Origin of the sequence: Providencia alcalifaciens (assembly GCF_915403165.1) — a bacterium.
GTDB classification, from domain to species: Bacteria; Pseudomonadota; Gammaproteobacteria; order Enterobacterales; family Enterobacteriaceae; genus Providencia; species Providencia alcalifaciens_C.
On record NZ_OU659204.1, the window covers coordinates 59,924 to 79,536 of the forward strand.

General features: G+C 45.0%; 13 protein-coding genes, 2 tRNA genes and 2 rRNA genes. 11 read left to right on the plus strand and 6 right to left on the minus strand.

The genetic code is table 11. The features are described 5' to 3' along the window. Nucleotides 1–363: 363 nt before the first annotated feature. Both mioC and asnC read right to left on the minus strand, forming a co-directional pair. The gene (gene mioC / locus LDO73_RS00245) at nt 364–810 is read right to left on the minus strand and encodes an FMN-binding protein MioC (RefSeq protein ID WP_224059682.1); all 447 of its coding nucleotides are present in this window, start codon (nt 808–810) and stop codon (nt 364–366) included. Nucleotides 811–901: 91 nt separating this feature from the next. Beyond that, nucleotides 902–1,363: a transcriptional regulator AsnC gene (gene asnC / locus LDO73_RS00250; protein ID WP_036950600.1), complete on the minus strand. Its 462-nt coding sequence runs from the start codon at nt 1,361–1,363 to the stop codon at nt 902–904. 161 nt (nt 1,364–1,524) lie between these two features. Between asnC and asnA the strand changes: the two genes are divergently transcribed. Beyond that, entirely contained in the window at nt 1,525–2,517 is a 993-nt protein-coding gene (asnA, locus tag LDO73_RS00255) for an aspartate--ammonia ligase (protein WP_154603240.1), read from the plus strand. On the opposite strand, the gene viaA is transcribed toward asnA, so the two are convergent. Then, complete coding sequence (gene viaA, locus LDO73_RS00260) at nt 2,518–3,975, minus strand: ATPase RavA stimulator ViaA (protein WP_224059683.1); 1,458 nt, start codon at nt 3,973–3,975, stop codon at nt 2,518–2,520. Then, a complete protein-coding gene (ravA, locus tag LDO73_RS00265) occupies nt 3,972–5,495 on the minus strand; it encodes an ATPase RavA (RefSeq protein ID WP_224059684.1) in 1,524 nt (507 codons plus the stop codon). Before ravA ends, viaA begins: the two co-directional genes overlap by 4 nt. A 391-nt stretch (nt 5,496–5,886) precedes the next feature. Here ravA and rbsD point away from each other — a divergent pair, with 391 nt between their 5' ends. The 6 genes from rbsD to rbsR all read left to right on the plus strand — a co-directional run bounded on the left by rbsD (nt 5,887) and on the right by rbsR (nt 11,754). Continuing rightward, nucleotides 5,887–6,306: a D-ribose pyranase gene (gene rbsD, locus LDO73_RS00270; RefSeq protein ID WP_224059685.1), complete on the plus strand. Its 420-nt coding sequence runs from the start codon at nt 5,887–5,889 to the stop codon at nt 6,304–6,306. 7 nt (nt 6,307–6,313) lie between these two features. Then, complete coding sequence (gene rbsA / locus LDO73_RS00275; protein WP_224059686.1) at nt 6,314–7,828, plus strand: ribose ABC transporter ATP-binding protein RbsA; 1,515 nt, start codon at nt 6,314–6,316, stop codon at nt 7,826–7,828. Continuing rightward, nucleotides 7,825–8,787, plus strand: a complete 963-nt coding sequence (gene rbsC / locus LDO73_RS00280) for a ribose ABC transporter permease (protein WP_224059687.1) — start codon at nt 7,825–7,827, stop codon at nt 8,785–8,787. Before rbsA ends, rbsC begins: the two co-directional genes overlap by 4 nt. Before the next feature lie 39 nt (nt 8,788–8,826). Further along, nucleotides 8,827–9,717, plus strand: a complete 891-nt coding sequence (gene rbsB, locus LDO73_RS00285) for a ribose ABC transporter substrate-binding protein RbsB (protein WP_108479110.1) — start codon at nt 8,827–8,829, stop codon at nt 9,715–9,717. 102 nt (nt 9,718–9,819) lie between these two features. Next, on the plus strand, nt 9,820–10,743 hold the full coding sequence (gene rbsK, locus LDO73_RS00290) for a ribokinase (protein WP_224059688.1): 924 nt from the start codon (nt 9,820–9,822) through the stop codon (nt 10,741–10,743). 9 nt (nt 10,744–10,752) lie between these two features. Next, nucleotides 10,753–11,754 carry a ribose operon transcriptional repressor RbsR gene (gene rbsR, locus LDO73_RS00295; protein ID WP_423810862.1) on the plus strand — a complete coding sequence of 334 codons (1,002 nt, stop codon included), beginning with the start codon at nt 10,753–10,755 and terminating at the stop codon, nt 11,752–11,754. On the opposite strand, the gene mdtD is transcribed toward rbsR, so the two are convergent. Both mdtD and LDO73_RS00305 read right to left on the minus strand, forming a co-directional pair. Then, a complete protein-coding gene (mdtD, locus tag LDO73_RS00300) occupies nt 11,751–13,157 on the minus strand; it encodes a multidrug transporter subunit MdtD (protein WP_224059689.1) in 1,407 nt (468 codons plus the stop codon). The genes rbsR and mdtD overlap by 4 nt on opposite strands. A 45-nt stretch (nt 13,158–13,202) precedes the next feature. Then, entirely contained in the window at nt 13,203–13,895 is a 693-nt protein-coding gene (locus LDO73_RS00305; RefSeq protein ID WP_224059690.1) for a FadR/GntR family transcriptional regulator, read from the minus strand. Between the two features lie 529 nt (nt 13,896–14,424). Between LDO73_RS00305 and LDO73_RS00310 the strand changes: the two genes are divergently transcribed. The 4 genes from LDO73_RS00310 (at nt 14,425) to LDO73_RS00325 (ending at nt 19,536) form a co-directional block, all read left to right on the plus strand. After that, nucleotides 14,425–15,965: ribosomal RNA gene (locus tag LDO73_RS00310) — 16S ribosomal RNA — on the plus strand. Nucleotides 15,966–16,030: 65 nt separating this feature from the next. After that, a tRNA-Ile gene (locus LDO73_RS00315) sits at nt 16,031–16,107 on the plus strand. A 133-nt stretch (nt 16,108–16,240) separates the two neighbouring features. Continuing rightward, nucleotides 16,241–16,316, plus strand: a tRNA-Ala gene (locus tag LDO73_RS00320). A 311-nt stretch (nt 16,317–16,627) separates the two neighbouring features. Then, nucleotides 16,628–19,536 (plus strand): 23S ribosomal RNA (locus LDO73_RS00325). The 16S and 23S rRNA genes sit together here with 2 tRNA genes alongside, the layout of an rRNA operon. Nucleotides 19,537–19,613: the final 77 nt, after the last annotated feature.

Below are 19,613 nucleotides of genomic sequence, written 5' to 3' on the forward strand. Positions count from 1 at the left end.
CGTTAGAAAATGCGGATTCTGCATTCGAGGAATGAATTCTACTCAAGTTTGATGGAGAGACCAAGCCCTGGCCTCTCGCCTATATAATATAAAGATCTTTTTTATTTAAAGATCTCTTTATTAGATCTTTTATTAGGATCGACGGTTTCTGTGGATAAGTGATTTTTCACTTTAAAGATCATCAAAGTGTAAAGGATCATATACTGTGAATGATCCGTGATCCTTTTGCGTATAAGCTGGGATCAAAACAGGGACTTATGCACAGGCCTTGAATGACCTAAAACTTATAATCTGGATAACTACCGGTTAATACCATGATCTTACCGTAGTTATCCACAGTTGTTTGCTGTTATTTTGAACAAATCAGAGTTCGTTTGCCCAATTTTTAACCCAAACACCTGCGGGATCTTCAGGGATTTCGTGTTGCTGCACATCAATTTCGAAGCAATCACCGATCCTTTTTGCACCATGATCCTGTAATAAGGTATCAAGAGTATGGATCGCACCACAAAAAGTATCATATTCCGAACTACCAATACCCACAGCCCCATACTTGATCTTGCTCAGGTCAGGTGACTGAGATTGAATAGCTTCTGCTAAAGGCAGGATATTTTCGGGAAGATCCCCTGCTCCGTGTGTTGAACTCACCACCAGCCATAACCCTTCAAGTGGTAAGTCATCCAGTTCAGGGCCGTGCTGTATATCTGTTTCATAGCCGAGTTCTTCTAAAATCTCCGCCATATGCTCTGCAACATATTCGGCACTGCCCATGGTACTGCCACTAATTAAGGTTACTTTTGTTACGCTCATGGTTACTCTCTTTCACATTAACAGGGCGCTATTGTACGCTGTGAATGAGCTGGGATCTACCTGTGGATAATGTGGTTATATCATTTTTTTTCTACGGGGTGATCGTTCGCATGATCGGGTTTTGTAAGGAGATCAGTGTTTCGGTTGATTGTATTTCATCGATAGTCTGGATTTTGTTGATAAGTACGTCTTGGAGGGAATCTATCGAGCGGCACATTACCTTAATAAAGATACTGTATTGACCCGTCGTATAATAAACCTCTACTACTTCCTCTAAAGCGTCCAACTTTTTAAGGGCGGTATGATAATCCTTGGCACTTTTTAAAATGATCCCTATAAAGCAGCAGACATCAAAACCTAATTGTTTTGCACTGATATCGATACGGGTTCCTTTTATTATCCCAGCCTGCTTCATTTTTTCCACTCGCACATGAATGGTTCCTGGACTTACCGAGAATTTTTTGGCGAGTTCTGCATAAGGTGTACGTGCATTGACCATTAATTCGTGAAGTATGTCACGATCGAGATTATCGATTTGATAATTTTCTGGCATTATTTAGTCCTCATTTTGATGATTATTCATTTTTATACCCATTTTTTTAATCAAAATAAACAGTAAAGGCTTTTTTTAATGATGGATATTGAATTTATACCTCATTTTGTTGCTTAATCTACACATCGGCTAATTACAGCTAACAAATTATGGGTAATATTATGGACAAGTCATTTATCGAACATCAGCAACAAATCAGCTTTGTTAAATCCTATTTCTCACGTTTACTTGAAAAAGAGCTTGGCTTAATTGAAGTTCAAGGCCCTATCCTGAGCCGTTTAGGTGATGGTACACAAGACAACTTATCAGGCTGCGAAAAAGCAGTTCAAGTAAAAGTGAAATCAATTCCTGGTGCAACGTTTGAAGTGGTTCACTCTTTGGCTAAATGGAAACGCAAAACCTTAGGTCGTTTTGGTTTCAGCGAAGGTCAAGGCCTGTACACACACATGAAAGCGTTACGTCCAGACGAGGATCGCTTAACCCCAATCCACTCCGTCTATGTTGATCAGTGGGATTGGGAAAAAGTGATGGCAGATGAGGATCGTACACTTCCTTATCTGAAGCAGACAGTGGGTAAAATCTATAAGGCAATAAAAGAAACAGAAGCTGCCGTAAGTAAAGAATTTGGACTGGCACCGTTCCTGCCAGACCAAATTCACTTTATCCACAGTGAAGAGCTGCTAAAACGTTACCCTGACTTAGACGCAAAAGGCCGTGAGCGTGCGATTGCGAAAGAATTGGGAGCGGTATTCTTAATCGGTATCGGCGGAAAACTGTCAAGCGGTGAATCCCACGATGTGCGTGCACCAGACTACGATGACTGGACAACCGAAAACGAAGATGGCTTCAAAGGCTTAAACGGTGACATCATTGTTTGGAACCCAGTATTGCAAGACGCATTTGAAATCTCTTCAATGGGGATCCGTGTAAGCCCTGAGTGCTTAACCCGCCAGCTCGGATTAACGGGTGATGAAAAACGTATGGAGCTGGAATGGCATCAAGCGTTAGTCAAAGGTGAAATGCCACAATCTATCGGTGGTGGTATTGGCCAATCACGCTTAGTGATGTTACTGCTGCAACGTCAACATATCGGTCAAGTTCAGTGTGGTGTTTGGTCACCAGAAATGGCTGAAACTGTTGAAGATATGCTGTAATTAGCGATTAAAACGGCGCAGTAGTCGGCTTTTTAGCCCTGTATCAAAGCGCCAGATATGATCAAATATCTTCATGATACCGGGCTTCCCATAATTTGAGACGGATACCGCATGGAAGCGGTATTTACCAATCTTCTGAAGGGATTTAATCTTCTGAATTAACTCATCCGGTAAGCGTTGAGCCACAAAGTCCGAAATAACAACCGCATCGGCATCACTCCACTGTTTTGACTCCAATTTTACCGTTGTTTCTCGTAAACATGCCGCCAAGTCGGTTCCACCACGGAATGTTTGATGCAAGAAGCGCATACACTGCTCTAAGCCATCCGCGGAGAGAAGGTCATAATGAACAATTTCGGTGGAAAACAGCATGACATGGCAGGCTCGGTTATCCGCCAGCGCGATTTTCATTAAGGCTAGGCAGAATGCTTTTGCACAGCGTTCATTTATTCCACCCATCGAACCTGAAGTATCGATACATACTACAAATGGCCCTCTGGGCTGGTCTTCATGTTGATGATGGGTCACGGGACGTAAAACTTTGCGTTCTTGCCAGCTTTCCCCTTGTAAGCGATAGGTAATAAGCTGCTTCTCTAATAACTTTCGGTAGAATTCAAATTCAATATCTTCGAGCCCTAACATCGCAAGCTCTGCCGGTAATAGCCGCAGAATATCGTCACTCTGATTTAGGCCATTCACTTGCTCGGGGACAGTTTCAGGGACTTTTTCCATCACCGTCATCGGTTCAAGGATCACATTGTCATCAAGAATAGATTTGGCAGATTGGCTACGCCCCAGTAACTGAGCAATTTTTTCCAGCTCGGGTTGCTGGCGCAAAAAATCACTGTAGCGAGCAATTAATTGATCATTATAAGACGCTGGGTTACTAAACCCTTTACTCAGATCCCATAATCGCCCAGAGGAACGTTCATTTTCCCCTAGAATATCCTCAAGGTTTCCACTCAGAGCTAAACGGCGCTGTAATTCCGCCAGCAGTTGCTCTTTTTCTTGCTCTAAAAGTTCTTTATGTAATGTAGTCACCTGCAAAATCAAACTAATACGCCAACGTTGAACAATCAAAGATTGTCGCGCACTGCGATTTTCAATTTTTCCTTTTTGCAGCTGCACAGCTTCACGGTAAAACGGGGAATCTAATTGCTCGAGCCGTGCTATCACATCAGGTAATTGCGTGAAAAACGTATCCGTGGGGATGCCTAATGACTTCTGATATAGCCCAAACTCCTCTGAAAGTTGCTGAGGAACTAACGCATCTTGCAGCTTCTGTTTAAGGTCTTTTTTCCAACTGGAGAGATCTTTTAATAGCGCCTTTTTCAATCGAGGATGCTTTTCAAAGAAAATCGCTAGCTGTGGGGTGGCGAGAAGAGAAATAATAATCTCTTCAATCAGCTGGCTTTCATTCACTGAAAGCAATAATTCGAGGGACGCTAGGCTCATCATAATGAGTTAGCCACCTTTCCCATAATTTGCTGGCGGAGCTGGGTCAGTTTATCGCTAAGTTTAATAAAGCTCTCTTCAACATCCGCTAGCCAGTGTGCCTCGATAAACAGGTTCGGTTGCTGCTTCTCAAACTGGTATTTCGCCCCTTGGACCTCATTTTGGATGGCATCAAGCTTATCTAGCCACTCTTTATTATTGGTTGTCGGCGCGGTGGCTGCGCTTTTATCTTGTAAATATAAGGTTGATGCTTGATGGCTAACATCCAACAGTTGGATTTGATTTAAATTATTCACTTCAGCCGCTAACTCTTGTGCGAAACCAATTCCATTAAGATGAGCCGATAAGGTGGTTCCTTTATTAAGGAAATTCACCAGTGATTTTTTCTCGGTGGTAATAAAGGTCACTTTCATATTATGCAGCTGTAATGGGCGATGCAAAAATAGAGTTACACGCCCTTCGCTAATATTCTCTGGTAACACATAAGAGGCTTTTCGTGCAAACATCGCATTATTTTTTAAAACTTTAAAAGCATCTTGGTTATTTTGATCTTGGGTGGATGACATCCACTGTTGGTAAACTTGCTCAATTTCTCGCGTGAATTTGCGCTGCTGCCAGCCATCTTCCTGAACTAACGATTTAAGTAATTGTGGCAGTAGGCTCATTGACTGCATATCGTGCCATAGGCAATCTTTGAGCAGCACAATATCCAACGGTGAAACTGAGTTTCGACCATTAAAGAAAGCGCTAGCCTGCAATAAATAAACGGCTTTTTTCCACCGTCTATCAGAGACATACAGATTCTTCTCTGTGGCATCAATTTGTTGGCGTAATTGGTAAATCAATTCAAAACAGTGATCGGGCAGCGAAACCTTGGGAATTTCTTTTTGCCACTCACAATACTCTTCTTCACTGATTTTTAGGTGATCAGGAACCAAATTCTCTTCTTTCTGAGATTTGCCTGTCAGCAGTGCGCGGAAATTTTGTTTCTCTTGAACTTTATCCAGCCAAATCCGTAGCAGCATCCTATCAAATAGCGCCTCAAGGCTATTATCCGCATCGGGTAGCTCGTTGGATGCTGTGACTAACAAGCGCATTGGGATATTTTTCTCTTCATCCCCATTACGGAATTTGCGTTCATTTATCGCCGTCAGTAAGGTATTTAAGATGGCAGGGCCCGCTTTCCAAATCTCATCCAGAAATACCACTTCCGCATCGGGCAGGTATCCTTTGGTTAAACGCTCATAACGCCCTTCATCTTTTAAGGCTTGAATGGAAAGCGGTCCAAAAATCTCTTCAGGGGTAGAAAATCGAGTCATTAAATATTCAAACGCATTCGCTTGGCGGAAGGCATATTTCATGCGGCGGGCAATTAAGCTTTTCGCTATCCCTGGAGGTCCCAGCAAAAACACACTTTCCCCACTGAGCGTGGCGAGCAAACATAAACGAATAGCTTGCTGACGTTCATACAAACCACCTTCAAGGTAGTTGCTTAATTGGGCTATCCGTTCTGCTAATTGCATAAGGTGTTCCTTTTCTCTAAATAACTCGTCTAAGGGTTAGAGGGAGATGGTTATTGACCAAGCTATTGCTAGGTTATCCGTCCTTTTATTCATTGTGCAATCAGTTTTGTGATTTTTCTTTGATGTTATTTAGGATAAAGAGCAACAAATTTAGGTTGTAACAATCAACTGGGCATTAATTAAGCAGGAACGATTCAGCGACAACTTATTCAATAAGTTAGCTTTTTATGCGTAAAAATAGGCTAACGAAACGTTTCGATAGTGATCACAAAACCAAGATAAGAACATTGAGTTGTGACTATTCTTTACTATTATTGTATAAGCGAAACGTTTCGCTCGTAACGAGCAGAAATCAAAAAGTAGAAAAAACAGACTAAAAACGGTGGTAAGAATGAAGAAAGGTATGTTGCTTAACTCAAATGTTGCTTCCGTGATTGCAAAACTCGGTCATACCGACCATATCACGCTGGGTGATGCCGGCCTGCCAATTCCTGCCAGCGCTGAACGTATTGACCTCGCAGTGACGCAAGGACTACCGGATTTTATGTCTGTTTTGCGAGTGGTCACCCAAGAAATGCAGGTAGAAAAAGTGATACTTGCTCAAGAAATCAGCAAAATAAATCCGCAAATGGAAAAAGCCATTTTAGCCCATCTTCATGAATTGGAAGCGGCACAGGGAAACCACATTGAAGTCATCTATTGCAGTCATGAACATTTCAAGCAACACACTCATGAAAGCAAAGCCGTGATCCGAACAGGGGAATGTTCACCATACGCTAATATTATTCTTTGTTCTGGTGTGACTTTCTGAGGTGACCATGCAACCTTTATTAGAACTTATCGGCATTGATAAAGCCTTTCCCGGTGTAAAAGCCCTCTCGGGAGCCGCCTTAAAAGTCTACCCTGGTCGAGTTATGGCGCTGGTGGGGGAAAATGGTGCGGGGAAATCCACCATGATGAAAGTGCTCACGGGGATCTACAACAAAGACGCGGGCGCGATCCGTTACCTTGGTAAAGAAGTGGCGTTTAATGGCCCGAAAAGTTCCCAAGAAGCGGGGATCGGGATCATTCACCAAGAACTGAATTTAATTCCTGAACTTACCATCGCTGAAAACATCTTTTTAGGTCGCGAATTTGTGAACAAATTCGGCAAAATTGACTGGAAAAAAATGTTCAGCGAGTCAGACAAACTGCTTCAGCGATTAAACCTTGATTACGATAGCCACCAAACCATCGCCGAATTATCCATCGGTGAACAACAAATGGTGGAAATTGCCAAAGTTCTCAGCTTTCAGTCTCAAGTCATCATTATGGATGAACCGACGGACGCACTTACCGATACCGAAACCGCCTCACTCTTTCGCGTGATTGAGGATTTAAAATCCCAAGGCTGTGGCATTGTGTATATCTCTCATCGTTTAAAAGAGATCTTCGAAATTTGCGACGATGTGACGGTTTTTCGTGACGGTCAATTTATTGGTGAAAAGCAGGTCAGTAAATTAGAAGAAGAAAAACTGATTGAGATGATGGTAGGACGCAAACTGGAAGATCAGTATCCGCGAGTCGATGTACCTGTTGGCGATATTCGTCTTCAAGTTGAAAATGTTTCTGGCCCCGGTGTCACCAATGCCAGCTTCACGCTAAAAAGCGGTGAGATTTTAGGTGTTTCGGGTTTGATGGGGGCAGGACGTACCGAGCTGATGAAAATCATTTACGGTGCAGCCCCGAAAAAATCCGGCAATATCCAGTTAGAAGGTAAAAACATTACATTAAAAACCCCACAAGATGGTTTGCATAACGGCATCGTTTATATTTCGGAAGACCGTAAGCGCGATGGTTTAGTTCTGGGGATGTCAGTAAAAGAAAATATGTCCTTAACGGCATTAGGTTACTTCAGCCACTTTGGCGGCACATTAAAACATGGTGAAGAGCAAATGACCGTGGGGGATTTTATCCGCTTATTTAATATTAAAACCCCATCCATGGACCAAATTATTGGCAACTTATCTGGTGGTAACCAGCAAAAAGTAGCTATTGCCCGTGGATTAATGACACGACCGAAAGTGCTTATCCTCGATGAGCCAACCCGTGGTGTCGACGTCGGGGCAAAAAAAGAGATCTACCAACTAATCAACCAATTTAAAAAAGAAGGGCTGAGTATCATCCTTGTATCTTCAGAAATGCCTGAAGTGATTGGGATGAGCGATCGCATTTTGGTTATGCATGAAGGGCATATCAGCGGCGAGTTCTCTGCCAAAGAAGCAACGCAGGAAGCCTTAATGGCGGCCGCAGTCGGTAAAAATTACGGCTCAGTTCAGGAGTTAACAGCATGAGTTCAACAACCGCACCATCAAAACGCTACTTCAGCAAAGCATGGCTAATGGAGCAAAAATCATTAATCGCCCTATTAGTATTAATTGCGATTGTTTCAACCTTAAGTCCCAACTTTTTTACGGTCAACAACCTGTTTAATATCCTGCAACAGACTTCTGTGAACGCGATTATGGCGGTGGGAATGACATTAGTGATTCTGACTTCGGGCATTGATTTGTCTGTGGGATCACTGCTGGCATTAACCGGCGCGGTAGCCGCATCGATGGTCGGCGCTGAAGTGAACGCCTTTGTTGCCGTTGCGGGAGCATTAGCGCTCGGTGCTGCAATTGGGGCGTGCACAGGGGTGATTGTCGCAAAAGGTAAAGTCCAAGCTTTCATCGCCACATTGGTCATGATGTTATTACTGCGAGGTATAACTCGTGTTTATACCGATGGTAGCCCAATCAATACGGGTTTTAGTGATAATGCCGATTTATTTGGTTGGTTTGGTATCGGTCGCCCGTTAGGTATACCTACCCCTGTATGGTTAATGGTTATTGTGTTTGCTGCGGCATGGTACATGCTACACCACACTCGCTTAGGTCGTTATATCTATGCATTAGGCGGAAATGAATCAGCGACCCGCTTATCCGGTATTAATGTCGATAAAATTAAAATTATCGTTTACTCCCTGTGTGGTTTATTAGCAGCGCTGGCGAGTGTGATTGAAGTTGCACGCTTATCTTCAGCTCAGCCAATGGCGGGTAACGGTTATGAACTGGATGCGATTGCTGCGGTGGTACTGGGTGGCACAAGCCTTGCTGGTGGTAAAGGGCGCATTGTTGGTACGCTGATTGGTGCGCTGATCCTTGGTTTCTTAAACAATGGTTTGAACTTATTAGGTATTTCCTCGAACTACCAAATGATCGTAAAAGCCGTTGTGATTTTATTAGCTGTACTTGTTGATAACAAAAAATAGTGATTCAGACCCCTACCCGATAACGACAGGAATTTTCTTATGAAACTGAACAAATTAGCGACTTTATTTACCGCTTTTGCACTAACAGCAACCGTCAGTGTGAACGCGATGGCCAAAGAGAGCATCGCGCTGGTTATTTCAACCCTGAACAACCCATTCTTTGTGACCATGAAAGATGCTGCACAAAAAGAAGCGGACAAACTGGGTTATGAATTGATTGTTTTGGATTCTCAAGATAACCCAGCGAAAGAATTAGCGAACGTCCAAGATTTAACGGTACGTGGCACCAAATTAATGCTGATCAACCCAACTGACTCTGATGCTGTGGGGAATTCTATCCTGATGGCAAATAAAGCGAAAATCCCAGTGATTACTTTAGACCGCGCCGCTAACAAAGGTGAAGTGGTGAGCCATGTTGCCTCTGATAACCGCATGGGCGGAAAAATGGCGGCAGACTTTATCGCCAAGAAAACGGGCAATGATGCGAAAGTCATTCAATTAGAAGGAATTTCTGGCACTTCAGCAGCTCGTGAACGTGGTGAAGGTTTCAATACGGGTGCGAAAGAACATAAATTCAACGTATTAGCCAGCCAGCCAGCGGATTTCGACAGAACTAAAGGCTTGAACGTTATGCAAAACTTACTGACAGCGCACCCTGCTGTTCAGGCTGTTTTTGCACAAAATGATGAAATGGCTCTGGGCGCGTTAAGAGCATTACAAACTGCTGGTCGTGATGACGTTTTAGTGGTTGGCTTTGATGGTACAAATGACGGTATCAAAGCGGTTCAAGGTGGAAAACTCGGTGCAACGATTGCTCAGCGCCCAGATCAAATTGGTATTGTTGGGGTACAGATCGCAGATAAAGTATTAAAAGGCGAGAAAGTCGAAGCAACAGTTCCCGTTGAATTAGAACTCGTGGTAAAACAATAAATCTATATAAAGTAATTATCCTTGATAAAACAATAAGATTGATAAATCGCCGTGAGTTTAGCGGCGGTTTATTTAATTGCGTAGCAAAAGGACATAAATGTGATGGCAGCAGCTAAACTGGTTGTTTTAGGTAGTATCAACGTTGACCACATTCTCAATGTGCAACAGTTTCCCCAGCCAGGTGAAACAGTAAGAGGTGATAGTTACCAAGTTGCTTTCGGCGGTAAAGGCGCGAACCAAGCGGTCGCCGCAGGTCGTAGTGGTGCTGATATTACATTTATTGCTTGTGTTGGTGATGATGATGTTGGTGTCAGCATCAAAAAACAACTGCAAAAAGATGCCATAAAGATTGATTGTATTGATTCAGTTGCTGGCGAAACAACGGGTGTTGCACTGATTTATGTGAACGGGCAAGGCGAAAATATTATTGGGATTAATGCTGGGGCAAATGGTCATCTTTCCACAGAGCGACTAGCAGAGTATCAGCAAAAAATTATCGACGCCGATGCACTATTGATGCAGCTTGAATCCCCGATTGAAACAGTCCAAATGGCCGCTGAGATTGCGCGTCAACATCAAACCCAAGTGATCTTAAACCCAGCGCCTGCACAAGCGTTGCCTGATTCACTATTGTCGCTGGTGGATGTGATCACGCCAAACGAAACGGAAGCGGAGCATTTAACAGGTATCGCTGTTAATGATGAAAACGGCGCACAAAAAGCAGCGCAAGCACTGCATCAAAAAGGCATTCATAAAGTGATGATTACATTGGGTGCCAGAGGGGTTTGGTACAGTGAATCTGACAAGCAAGGCAAAATAATTCCGGGCTTTAAAGTGAAAGCGGTGGACACCATTGCAGCAGGTGATACATTCAATGGGGCGTATGTAACTGCGCTACTTGAAGGTCAGCCCGATGAAGATGCTATTATCTTTGCCCATGCGGCTGCCGCAATTGCAGTGACGCGTCCCGGCGCACAACCTTCTGTTCCATGGCGTAATGAAATAGACCAGTTTCTTCTTCAATAGGATTAATTTGTGGCAACAATGAAAGATGTTGCTCGCCTTGCAGGCGTGTCAACATCCACCGTCTCCCATGTTATCAACCAAAATCGCTATGTTAGCGAAAGCGTCACTTCACGGGTAAAAAGTGCCATTGAACAACTCAACTATGCGCCATCGGCCTTAGCGAGAAGTTTGAAAATGAACCGCACCAATACCATCGGAATGTTACTGACCGCCAGTAACAACCCGTTTTATGCGGAAGTCGTGCGTGGTGTAGAACGTAGTTGCTACGAATTGGGTTACAGTTTGATCCTGTGTAACACCGAAGGGGATTTTAAGCGGATGGATCATAGCTTAGAAACCCTTTTGCAAAAACGCGTCGATGGGCTTTTGATTATGTGTACCGAGGTTCAGGGGCCATCCAAAGTCGTATTTTCCCGTTATCCATCAGTTCCTACAGTGATGATGGATTGGTCTCCGTTTGAATCAGCCGGGGATATTATTCAGGATAACTCTTTCCTGGGCGGTGAAATTGCCACGCGTCATTTAATTGATGCGGGTTTTACTCGAATAGCCTGTATTGCAGGTCCTCAAGATAAATCCCCCGCACAAGCGCGTTATCAAGGTTTCCTTCATGCTATGAAGGCGGCATCCCTCAATATCTATGAAGAATATATTATCTTTAGTGATTTTGAGTTTTCAGGTGGTTTTGATTCGATGAATAAACTCTTAGCGCTACCGAATCCCCCTGATGCCATTTTTGCGGGGAATGACGCAATGGCGGTCGGTGCTTACCAAGCGATTTACCAAAAAGGCATGAAAGTGCCTGACGACATTTCCATTATTGGTTATGACGACATTGCACTCTCTTCTTATATGATCCCACCACTTACTACTGTTCATCAGCCAAAAGATGAACTTGGACAGCAAGCGGTTAACCAACTTATTTATCGGATGGATAACCCAGATGCGGAACCATCAATTTTAGTATTAACACCAAAATTAGTGGAACGCCAATCGGTGAAAAAACGCTAATTTTTCGTTTTCTCGGACTTTTTGCCTTTTATTAAATTATCGCCATCGGTTTTACTGAGCAATAGAAATACAAAGGCAGAAATGAACGTGATAGCCCCAATCGCAATAAAGGTGTAATGGAAGTTATCCACGACATTACTATTTGGCTGATTATCAAAAAAGCTCAAAATGGTGGCGCTTACCGCTATCCCAAAGCTAATCGAAAGTTGCTGAGTTACCGCTAACATGCTGTTGCCGGCACTGGCGTTATTATCCGTTAAGTCCGCTAAGCAAATGGTATTCATGGCAGTGAACTGGGTGGACATCACCATACCTAAAACAAACAACGGAACGATAAGCAGGTAAATCGACATATCTGGAGATTGCAGCGAAAATTGCGAGACCATCAACCCAATAATCACCGTGACAGTAAATAGTGTATTACGGTATCCAAATCGCGTTAGAATTTTTGTGACTGCGGATTTTGCCGTAATAGACCCAATAGCCAGCGGAGCCATCATCATTCCCGCCACCACCGCTTCATAGCCAAACCCCACTTGCAGCATCAATGGCATTAAGAATGGAATGCTTCCAGTTCCTAATCGAGTGGCGATGTTGCCGCTAATACCAATGGAAAAGGTTCTCGTCTTAAATAAGTTGAGCGGAATAATGGCGTGCTTAATGCGCCTTGCATGAAGTATATAAAGAAGAAGACAAAGAAAACCGCCCAGAACTATCGCTAACGGTATATAGCTAGATAATGATTTGTCGCCAAACAGATCCAGACTGACTGAGAGCATGACCAAGCCAAACCCAAATAAAATAAATCCAAGGGTATCAAACTTGCGTTTTGGCATTTTAAAATCAGGCATATGCTTTAATGCATACACAATCCCAAGTACACCAATAGGGATATTAATAATGAATATCCAATGCCATGTAGCATAGGTGACGAGAATACCACCTAATAGAGGTCCTAAGATGGGGCCGACTAATCCAGGGATGGTGACAAAATTCAAAATAGGCAGAAGTTCACTGCGCGGATACGCCCGAATTAATGCGAGTCGCGCTACGGGCATCATCATCGCCCCGCCGATTCCTTGGATAACGCGAGAAATAACTAGCACAGTTAATGAAGGGGAAAGCGCGCAGAGCAATGACCCTAAAGAAAATAGAGAAACTGCAATAATAAAGATACGTCGAGTACCAAACCTATCGGCAAACCAGCCACTCACCGGGATTAAAAGTGCAACGGTTAGGGTATAGCTCACCACGGCAGATTGCATCGCTAATGGGGAGTGATGCAAACTTTTGGCGATATCGGGCAGTGCCGTATTCAATATCGTGGCATCTAACGCTTGCATAAAGAAAGCCATCGCGGCAATCCATGGCAAACCCGACATATTTTTAGCAGTTTTAAACATCCGTTACCTATCGATAAATTTGGTGAGCGAATTCGTTCTGTTAGCTTATTTGTTCATTGTCGTTAATAAGGTATAGCAGAGATCGTAAGCTTCACGACTATTGCCATTAATAATAGCATCGGCAAGTTGTTGATGAAGTTCCACTTCAATCGCATCATTCTCTGTTATTGCATCAAAATAAAGCTGGTACACCGACCTAAAGAGATTAGCGAACGAAATTAAAAATGGATTACAGCACGCACGATAGATAGTGAGATGAAAACGAAAATCAACTTTTATCCAGTGAGGCCTATCGAACTCTTTTTCTAAGGTTACCATTTCATTTGATAGTAATTGCAGAGACTGTTTTTGTTCTTCTGTGGCATTCAGTGCAGCGAGATAGCAAGCTTGGGGCTCAATGGCGAGGCGAACAACTTGAAAGTGTTTAATCACCACGGATTTTTCTTCGCTGTTAATCCACCAATTTAATAAGTCTTGGTCGAGAAAGTTCCAATTAGATGCGGGCATGACTCGTGTACCAATTCGAGGACGAGCTAAAACCATGCCTTTTGCAGCTAATGTTTTAATGGCTTCTCTTATAGCGGTTCGACTGGCATTAAATTGCTTTGATAATTCTAATTCGCTGGGAAGAATAGAGTCAGATAAGTAGGTGCCTTTTAATATTAGCTCTCCAAGACTCCGCGCAATAATAAAAGAGAGGTTTTTTTGTGAGGCATTTTGTTGCTTGCTCAATTCCATAATTCATCTCATACAGATACTAATCAATGATATGTTACGTGAGTAAATCAATTATTGCTGCTGAAATAGTCAAAAAACAGTAGTAATTTACGCTATTAAGTCATATTTGGCTAAAAAAAACGCGAACGAAATAAATATGTAAAAAAACACTTGCGAGATTTTGGCAGCTCCCTATAATGCGCATCCGTTGTCACGACAAACCGGTTCGAAGAAAACCTCGAAGCCCCGTGATAACAGAGGTGAAGAAAGAAAATAGTTGAAAATAATCGCTTGACTTTCTAAATAAAAAACGTAGTATACGACACCTCGCGACAACGACCTAAAGTCGAAAATCGAAAGATTAAGTCGCACCGCTCTTTAACAATTTATCAGACAATCTGTGTGGGCACTCACAGGACACTATCAAAAAAATATTTGATTTTAAGTCTTGAAGAGTGACTAACACGTTAATTCATATATATGAACTAATAGGTAATTTGGTTTCTTCGGAAATCAAACGACAGTAACATTCTTTGAGCATCAAGCTTTTTAATTGAAGAGTTTGATCATGGCTCAGATTGAACGCTGGCGGCAGGCCTAACACATGCAAGTCGAGCGGTAACAGGGGAAGCTTGCTTCTCGCTGACGAGCGGCGGACGGGTGAGTAATGTATGGGGATCTGCCCGATAGAGGGGGATAACTACTGGAAACGGTAGCTAATACCGCATAATCTCTCAGGAGCAAAGCAGGGGAACTTCGGTCCTTGCGCTATCGGATGAACCCATATGGGATTAGCTAGTTGGTGAGGTAATGGCTCACCAAGGCGACGATCCCTAGCTGGTCTGAGAGGATGATCAGCCACACTGGGACTGAGACACGGCCCAGACTCCTACGGGAGGCAGCAGTGGGGAATATTGCACAATGGGCGCAAGCCTGATGCAGCCATGCCGCGTGTATGAAGAAGGCCTTAGGGTTGTAAAGTACTTTCAGTTGGGAGGAAGGCGTTGATGCTAATATCATCAACGATTGACGTTACCAACAGAAGAAGCACCGGCTAACTCCGTGCCAGCAGCCGCGGTAATACGGAGGGTGCAAGCGTTAATCGGAATTACTGGGCGTAAAGCGCACGCAGGCGGTTGATTAAGTTAGATGTGAAATCCCCGGGCTTAACCTGGGAATGGCATCTAAAACTGGTCAGCTAGAGTCTTGTAGAGGGGGGTAGAATTCCATGTGTAGCGGTGAAATGCGTAGAGATGTGGAGGAATACCGGTGGCGAAGGCGGCCCCCTGGACAAAGACTGACGCTCAGGTGCGAAAGCGTGGGGAGCAAACAGGATTAGATACCCTGGTAGTCCACGCTGTAAACGATGTCGATTTGGAGGTTGTTCCCTTGAGGAGTGGCTTCCGGAGCTAACGCGTTAAATCGACCGCCTGGGGAGTACGGCCGCAAGGTTAAAACTCAAATGAATTGACGGGGGCCCGCACAAGCGGTGGAGCATGTGGTTTAATTCGATGCAACGCGAAGAACCTTACCTACTCTTGACATCCAGAGAATTTAGCAGAGATGCTTTAGTGCCTTCGGGAACTCTGAGACAGGTGCTGCATGGCTGTCGTCAGCTCGTGTTGTGAAATGTTGGGTTAAGTCCCGCAACGAGCGCAACCCTTATCCTTTGTTGCCAGCACGTAATGGTGGGAACTCAAAGGAGACTGCCGGTGATAAACCGGAGGAAGGTGGGGATGACGTCAAGTCATCATGGCCCTTACGAGTAGGGCTACACACGTGCTACAATGGCGTATACAAAGAGAAGCGACCTCGCGAGAGCAAGCGGAACTCATAAAGTACGTCGTAGTCCGGATTGGAGTCTGCAACTCGACTCCATGAAGTCGGAATCGCTAGTAATCGTAGATCAGAATGCTACGGTGAATACGTTCCCGGGCCTTGTACACACCGCCCGTCACACCATGGGAGTGGGTTGCAAAAGAAGTAGGTAGCTTAACCTTCGGGAGGGCGCTTACCACTTTGTGATTCATGACTGGGGTGAAGTCGTAACAAGGTAACCGTAGGGGAACCTGCGGTTGGATCACCTCCTTACCATTGAAGTGTTTTTGTGAAGTGCTCACACAGATTGTCTGATGAAATAGAGTAACGGTATCGATAGGCTTGTAGCTCAGGTGGTTAGAGCGCACCCCTGATAAGGGTGAGGTCGGTGGTTCAAGTCCACTCAGGCCTACCAAAATCGAATTGATGCTTCGTTATAACTCAGCTCGTTTACCAAATGTAAACGTCGCCAAGTTATGCCTTGCCTAAATTCAATTTAACTCAAAATTCTTTCTTAGTGAGAGAATCGATACTGGAAATACCTTTATGGGGCTATAGCTCAGCTGGGAGAGCGCCTGCCTTGCACGCAGGAGGTCAGCGGTTCGATCCCGCTTAGCTCCACCATAAATTTTTCTGATTATTCAGAATAGATTAGAAATAGTCTATTGCGAATAATTATGCTCTTTAACAATCTGGAACAAGCTGAAAATTGAAAACAACGCACATTGTTTATCGCTTAAACAATGTGAGAGTCTCTCAAAAATCTCAACTTGAAGATGTTCTGTGAACATTCGAGTCGACGAGCGACATGAGTTCAAGGCAGCCCGCGCACAGCAAGCGCAGCATACAATAGTATGTGAGCATTGCGAGCACGGACTAACGCCGAAATCATGAAGCGCAGTCACTCGTTGTAAGAAGACACCTTCGGGTTGTGAGGTTAAGCGACTAAGCGTACACGGTGGATGCCTAGGCAATCAGAGGCGATGAAGGACGTGCTAATCTGCGAAAAGCGTCGGTAAGGTGATATGAACCGTTATAACCGACGATATCCGAATGGGGAAACCCAGTGCAATTCGTTGCACTATCGTTTGATGAATACATAGTCAAACGAGGCGAACCGAGGGAACTGAAACATCTCAGTACCTCGAGGAAAAGAAATCAACCGAGATTCCCCTAGTAGCGGCGAGCGAACGGGGAGCAGCCCAGAGTCTTAATCAGCATTAGCATCAGGAGAACGGTCTGGAAAGGCCGGCAGTAAAGGGTGATAGCCCCGTATCTGAAGATGTTAGTGTTGTGAACTCGACGAGTAGGGCGGGACACGTGTTATCCTGTCTGAATATGGGGGGACCATCCTCCAAGGCTAAATACTCCTGATTGACCGATAGTGAACCAGTACCGTGAGGGAAAGGCGAAAAGAACCCCGGCGAGGGGAGTGAAATAGAACCTGAAACCGTGTACGTACAAGCAGTGGGAGCCTTGATTTATCAGGGTGACTGCGTACCTTTTGTATAATGGGTCAGCGACTTATATTCTGTAGCAAGGTTAACCGTATAGGGGAGCCGTAGGGAAACCGAGTCTTAACTGGGCGAATAAGTTGCAGGGTATAGACCCGAAACCCGGTGATCTAGCCATGGGCAGGTTGAAGGTTGGGTAACACTAACTGGAGGACCGAACCGACTAATGTTGAAAAATTAGCGGATGACTTGTGGCTGGGGGTGAAAGGCCAATCAAACCGGGAGATAGCTGGTTCTCCCCGAAAGCTATTTAGGTAGCGCCTCGTGAACTCATCTTCGGGGGTAGAGCACTGTTTCGACTAGGGGGTCATCCCGACTTACCAACTCGATGCAAACTACGAATACCGAAGAATGTTATCACGGGAGACACACGGCGGGTGCTAACGTTCGTCGTGAAGAGGGAAACAACCCAGACCGCCAGCTAAGGTCCCAAAGTCATAGTTAAGTGGGAAACGAAGTGGGAAGGCTCAGACAGCCAGGATGTTGGCTTAGAAGCAGCCATCATTTAAAGAAAGCGTAATAGCTCACTGGTCGAGTCGGCCTGCGCGGAAGATGTAACGGGGCTAAACTATGCACCGAAGCTGCGGCAGCGATATGTAAATATTGTTGGGTAGGGGAGCGTTCTGTAAGCCTGTGAAGGTGTGCTGTGAGGCATGCTGGAGGTATCAGAAGTGCGAATGCTGACATAAGTAACGATAATGCGGGTGAAAAACCCGCACGCCGGAAGACCAAGGGTTCCTGTCCAACGTTAATCGGGGCAGGGTGAGTCGACCCCTAAGGCGAGGCAGAAATGCGTAGTCGATGGGCAACGGGTTAATATTCCCGTACTGGTGATAATTGCGATGGGGGGACGGAGAAGGTTAGGCTGGCCGGGCGACGGTTGTCCCGGTTTAAGGATGTAGGCAGGTGAATTAGGCAAATCCGGTTCACTATATGCTGAGGTCTGATGACGAGTCACTACGGTGGCGAAGTAGCTTATACCCCGCTTCCAGGAAAAGCCTCTAAGCTCTAGATTATCATTAATCGTACCCCAAACCGACACAGGTGGTCAGGTAGAGAATACTCAGGCGCTTGAGAGAACTCGGGTGAAGGAACTAGGCAAAATGGTGCCGTAACTTCGGGAGAAGGCACGCTGGCATTAGGTGAAATGGTTTACCCATGGAGCTGAAGCCAGTCGCAGATACCAGCTGGCTGCAACTGTTTATTAAAAACACAGCACTGTGCAAACACGAAAGTGGACGTATACGGTGTGACGCCTGCCCGGTGCTGGAAGGTTAATTGATGGGGTTATCCGTAAGGAGAAGCTCTTGATCGAAGCCCCAGTAAACGGCGGCCGTAACTATAACGGTCCTAAGGTAGCGAAATTCCTTGTCGGGTAAGTTCCGACCTGCACGAATGGCGTAATGATGGCCAGGCTGTCTCCACCCGAGACTCAGTGAAATTGAACTCGCTGTGAAGATGCAGTGTACCCGCGGCAAGACGGAAAGACCCCGTGAACCTTTACTATAGCTTGACACTGAACATTGAGCCTTGATGTGTAGGATAGGTGGGAGGCTTTGAAGCGTGGACGCCAGTCTGCGTGGAGCCAACCTTGAAATACCACCCTTTAATGTTTGATGTTCTAACGTCGCCCCGTTATCCGGGGTGCGGACAGTGTCTGGTGGGTAGTTTGACTGGGGCGGTCTCCTCCCAAAGAGTAACGGAGGAGCACGAAGGTTGGCTAAGCATGGTCGGACATCATGCGGTTAGTGCAAAGGCATAAGCCAGCTTGACTGCGAGAGTGACAGCTCGAGCAGGTACGAAAGTAGGTCTTAGTGATCCGGTGGTTCTGAATGGAAGGGCCATCGCTCAACGGATAAAAGGTACTCCGGGGATAACAGGCTGATACCGCCCAAGAGTTCATATCGACGGCGGTGTTTGGCACCTCGATGTCGGCTCATCACATCCTGGGGCTGAAGTAGGTCCCAAGGGTACGGCTGTTCGCCGTTTAAAGTGGTACGCGAGCTGGGTTTAGAACGTCGTGAGACAGTTCGGTCCCTATCTGCCGTGGGCGTTGGAAGATTGAAAGGGGCTGCTCCTAGTACGAGAGGACCGGAGTGGACGCACCACTGGTGTTCGGGTTGTCATGCCAATGGCATTGCCCGGTAGCTAAGTGCGGAAGAGATAACCGCTGAAAGCATCTAAGCGGGAAACTTGCCTTGAGATGAGTCTTCCCTGACTCTTTAAGGGTCCTAAAGGAACGTTTAAGACTAAGACGTTGATAGGTTGGGTGTGTAAGCGTAGCGATACGTTGAGCTAACCAATACTAATGAACCGTGAGGCTTAACCTGACAACACCGAAGGTGTTTTAGAGATTGAGAGATTAAGTTGATTCAATAGCGAGTGAGAAGCCGAAAGGTGAAGGACA

What these genes read in the sequence shown, in the direction of transcription:
- mioC (WP_224059682.1), bottom strand. Translation starts at nt 810, where the DNA reads ATGAGCGTAACAAAAGTAACCTTAATTAGTGGCAGTACCATGGGCAGT.
- asnC (WP_036950600.1), bottom strand. Translation starts at nt 1,363, where the DNA reads ATGCCAGAAAATTATCAAATCGATAATCTCGATCGTGACATACTTCAC.
- asnA (WP_154603240.1), top strand. Translation starts at nt 1,525, where the DNA reads ATGGACAAGTCATTTATCGAACATCAGCAACAAATCAGCTTTGTTAAA.
- viaA (WP_224059683.1), bottom strand. Translation starts at nt 3,975, where the DNA reads ATGATGAGCCTAGCGTCCCTCGAATTATTGCTTTCAGTGAATGAAAGC.
- ravA (WP_224059684.1), bottom strand. Translation starts at nt 5,495, where the DNA reads ATGCAATTAGCAGAACGGATAGCCCAATTAAGCAACTACCTTGAAGGT.
- rbsD (WP_224059685.1), top strand. Translation starts at nt 5,887, where the DNA reads ATGAAGAAAGGTATGTTGCTTAACTCAAATGTTGCTTCCGTGATTGCA.
- rbsA (WP_224059686.1), top strand. Translation starts at nt 6,314, where the DNA reads ATGCAACCTTTATTAGAACTTATCGGCATTGATAAAGCCTTTCCCGGT.
- rbsC (WP_224059687.1), top strand. Translation starts at nt 7,825, where the DNA reads ATGAGTTCAACAACCGCACCATCAAAACGCTACTTCAGCAAAGCATGG.
- rbsB (WP_108479110.1), top strand. Translation starts at nt 8,827, where the DNA reads ATGAAACTGAACAAATTAGCGACTTTATTTACCGCTTTTGCACTAACA.
- rbsK (WP_224059688.1), top strand. Translation starts at nt 9,820, where the DNA reads ATGGCAGCAGCTAAACTGGTTGTTTTAGGTAGTATCAACGTTGACCAC.
- mdtD (WP_224059689.1), bottom strand. Translation starts at nt 13,157, where the DNA reads ATGTTTAAAACTGCTAAAAATATGTCGGGTTTGCCATGGATTGCCGCG.
- LDO73_RS00305 (WP_224059690.1), bottom strand. Translation starts at nt 13,895, where the DNA reads ATGGAATTGAGCAAGCAACAAAATGCCTCACAAAAAAACCTCTCTTTT.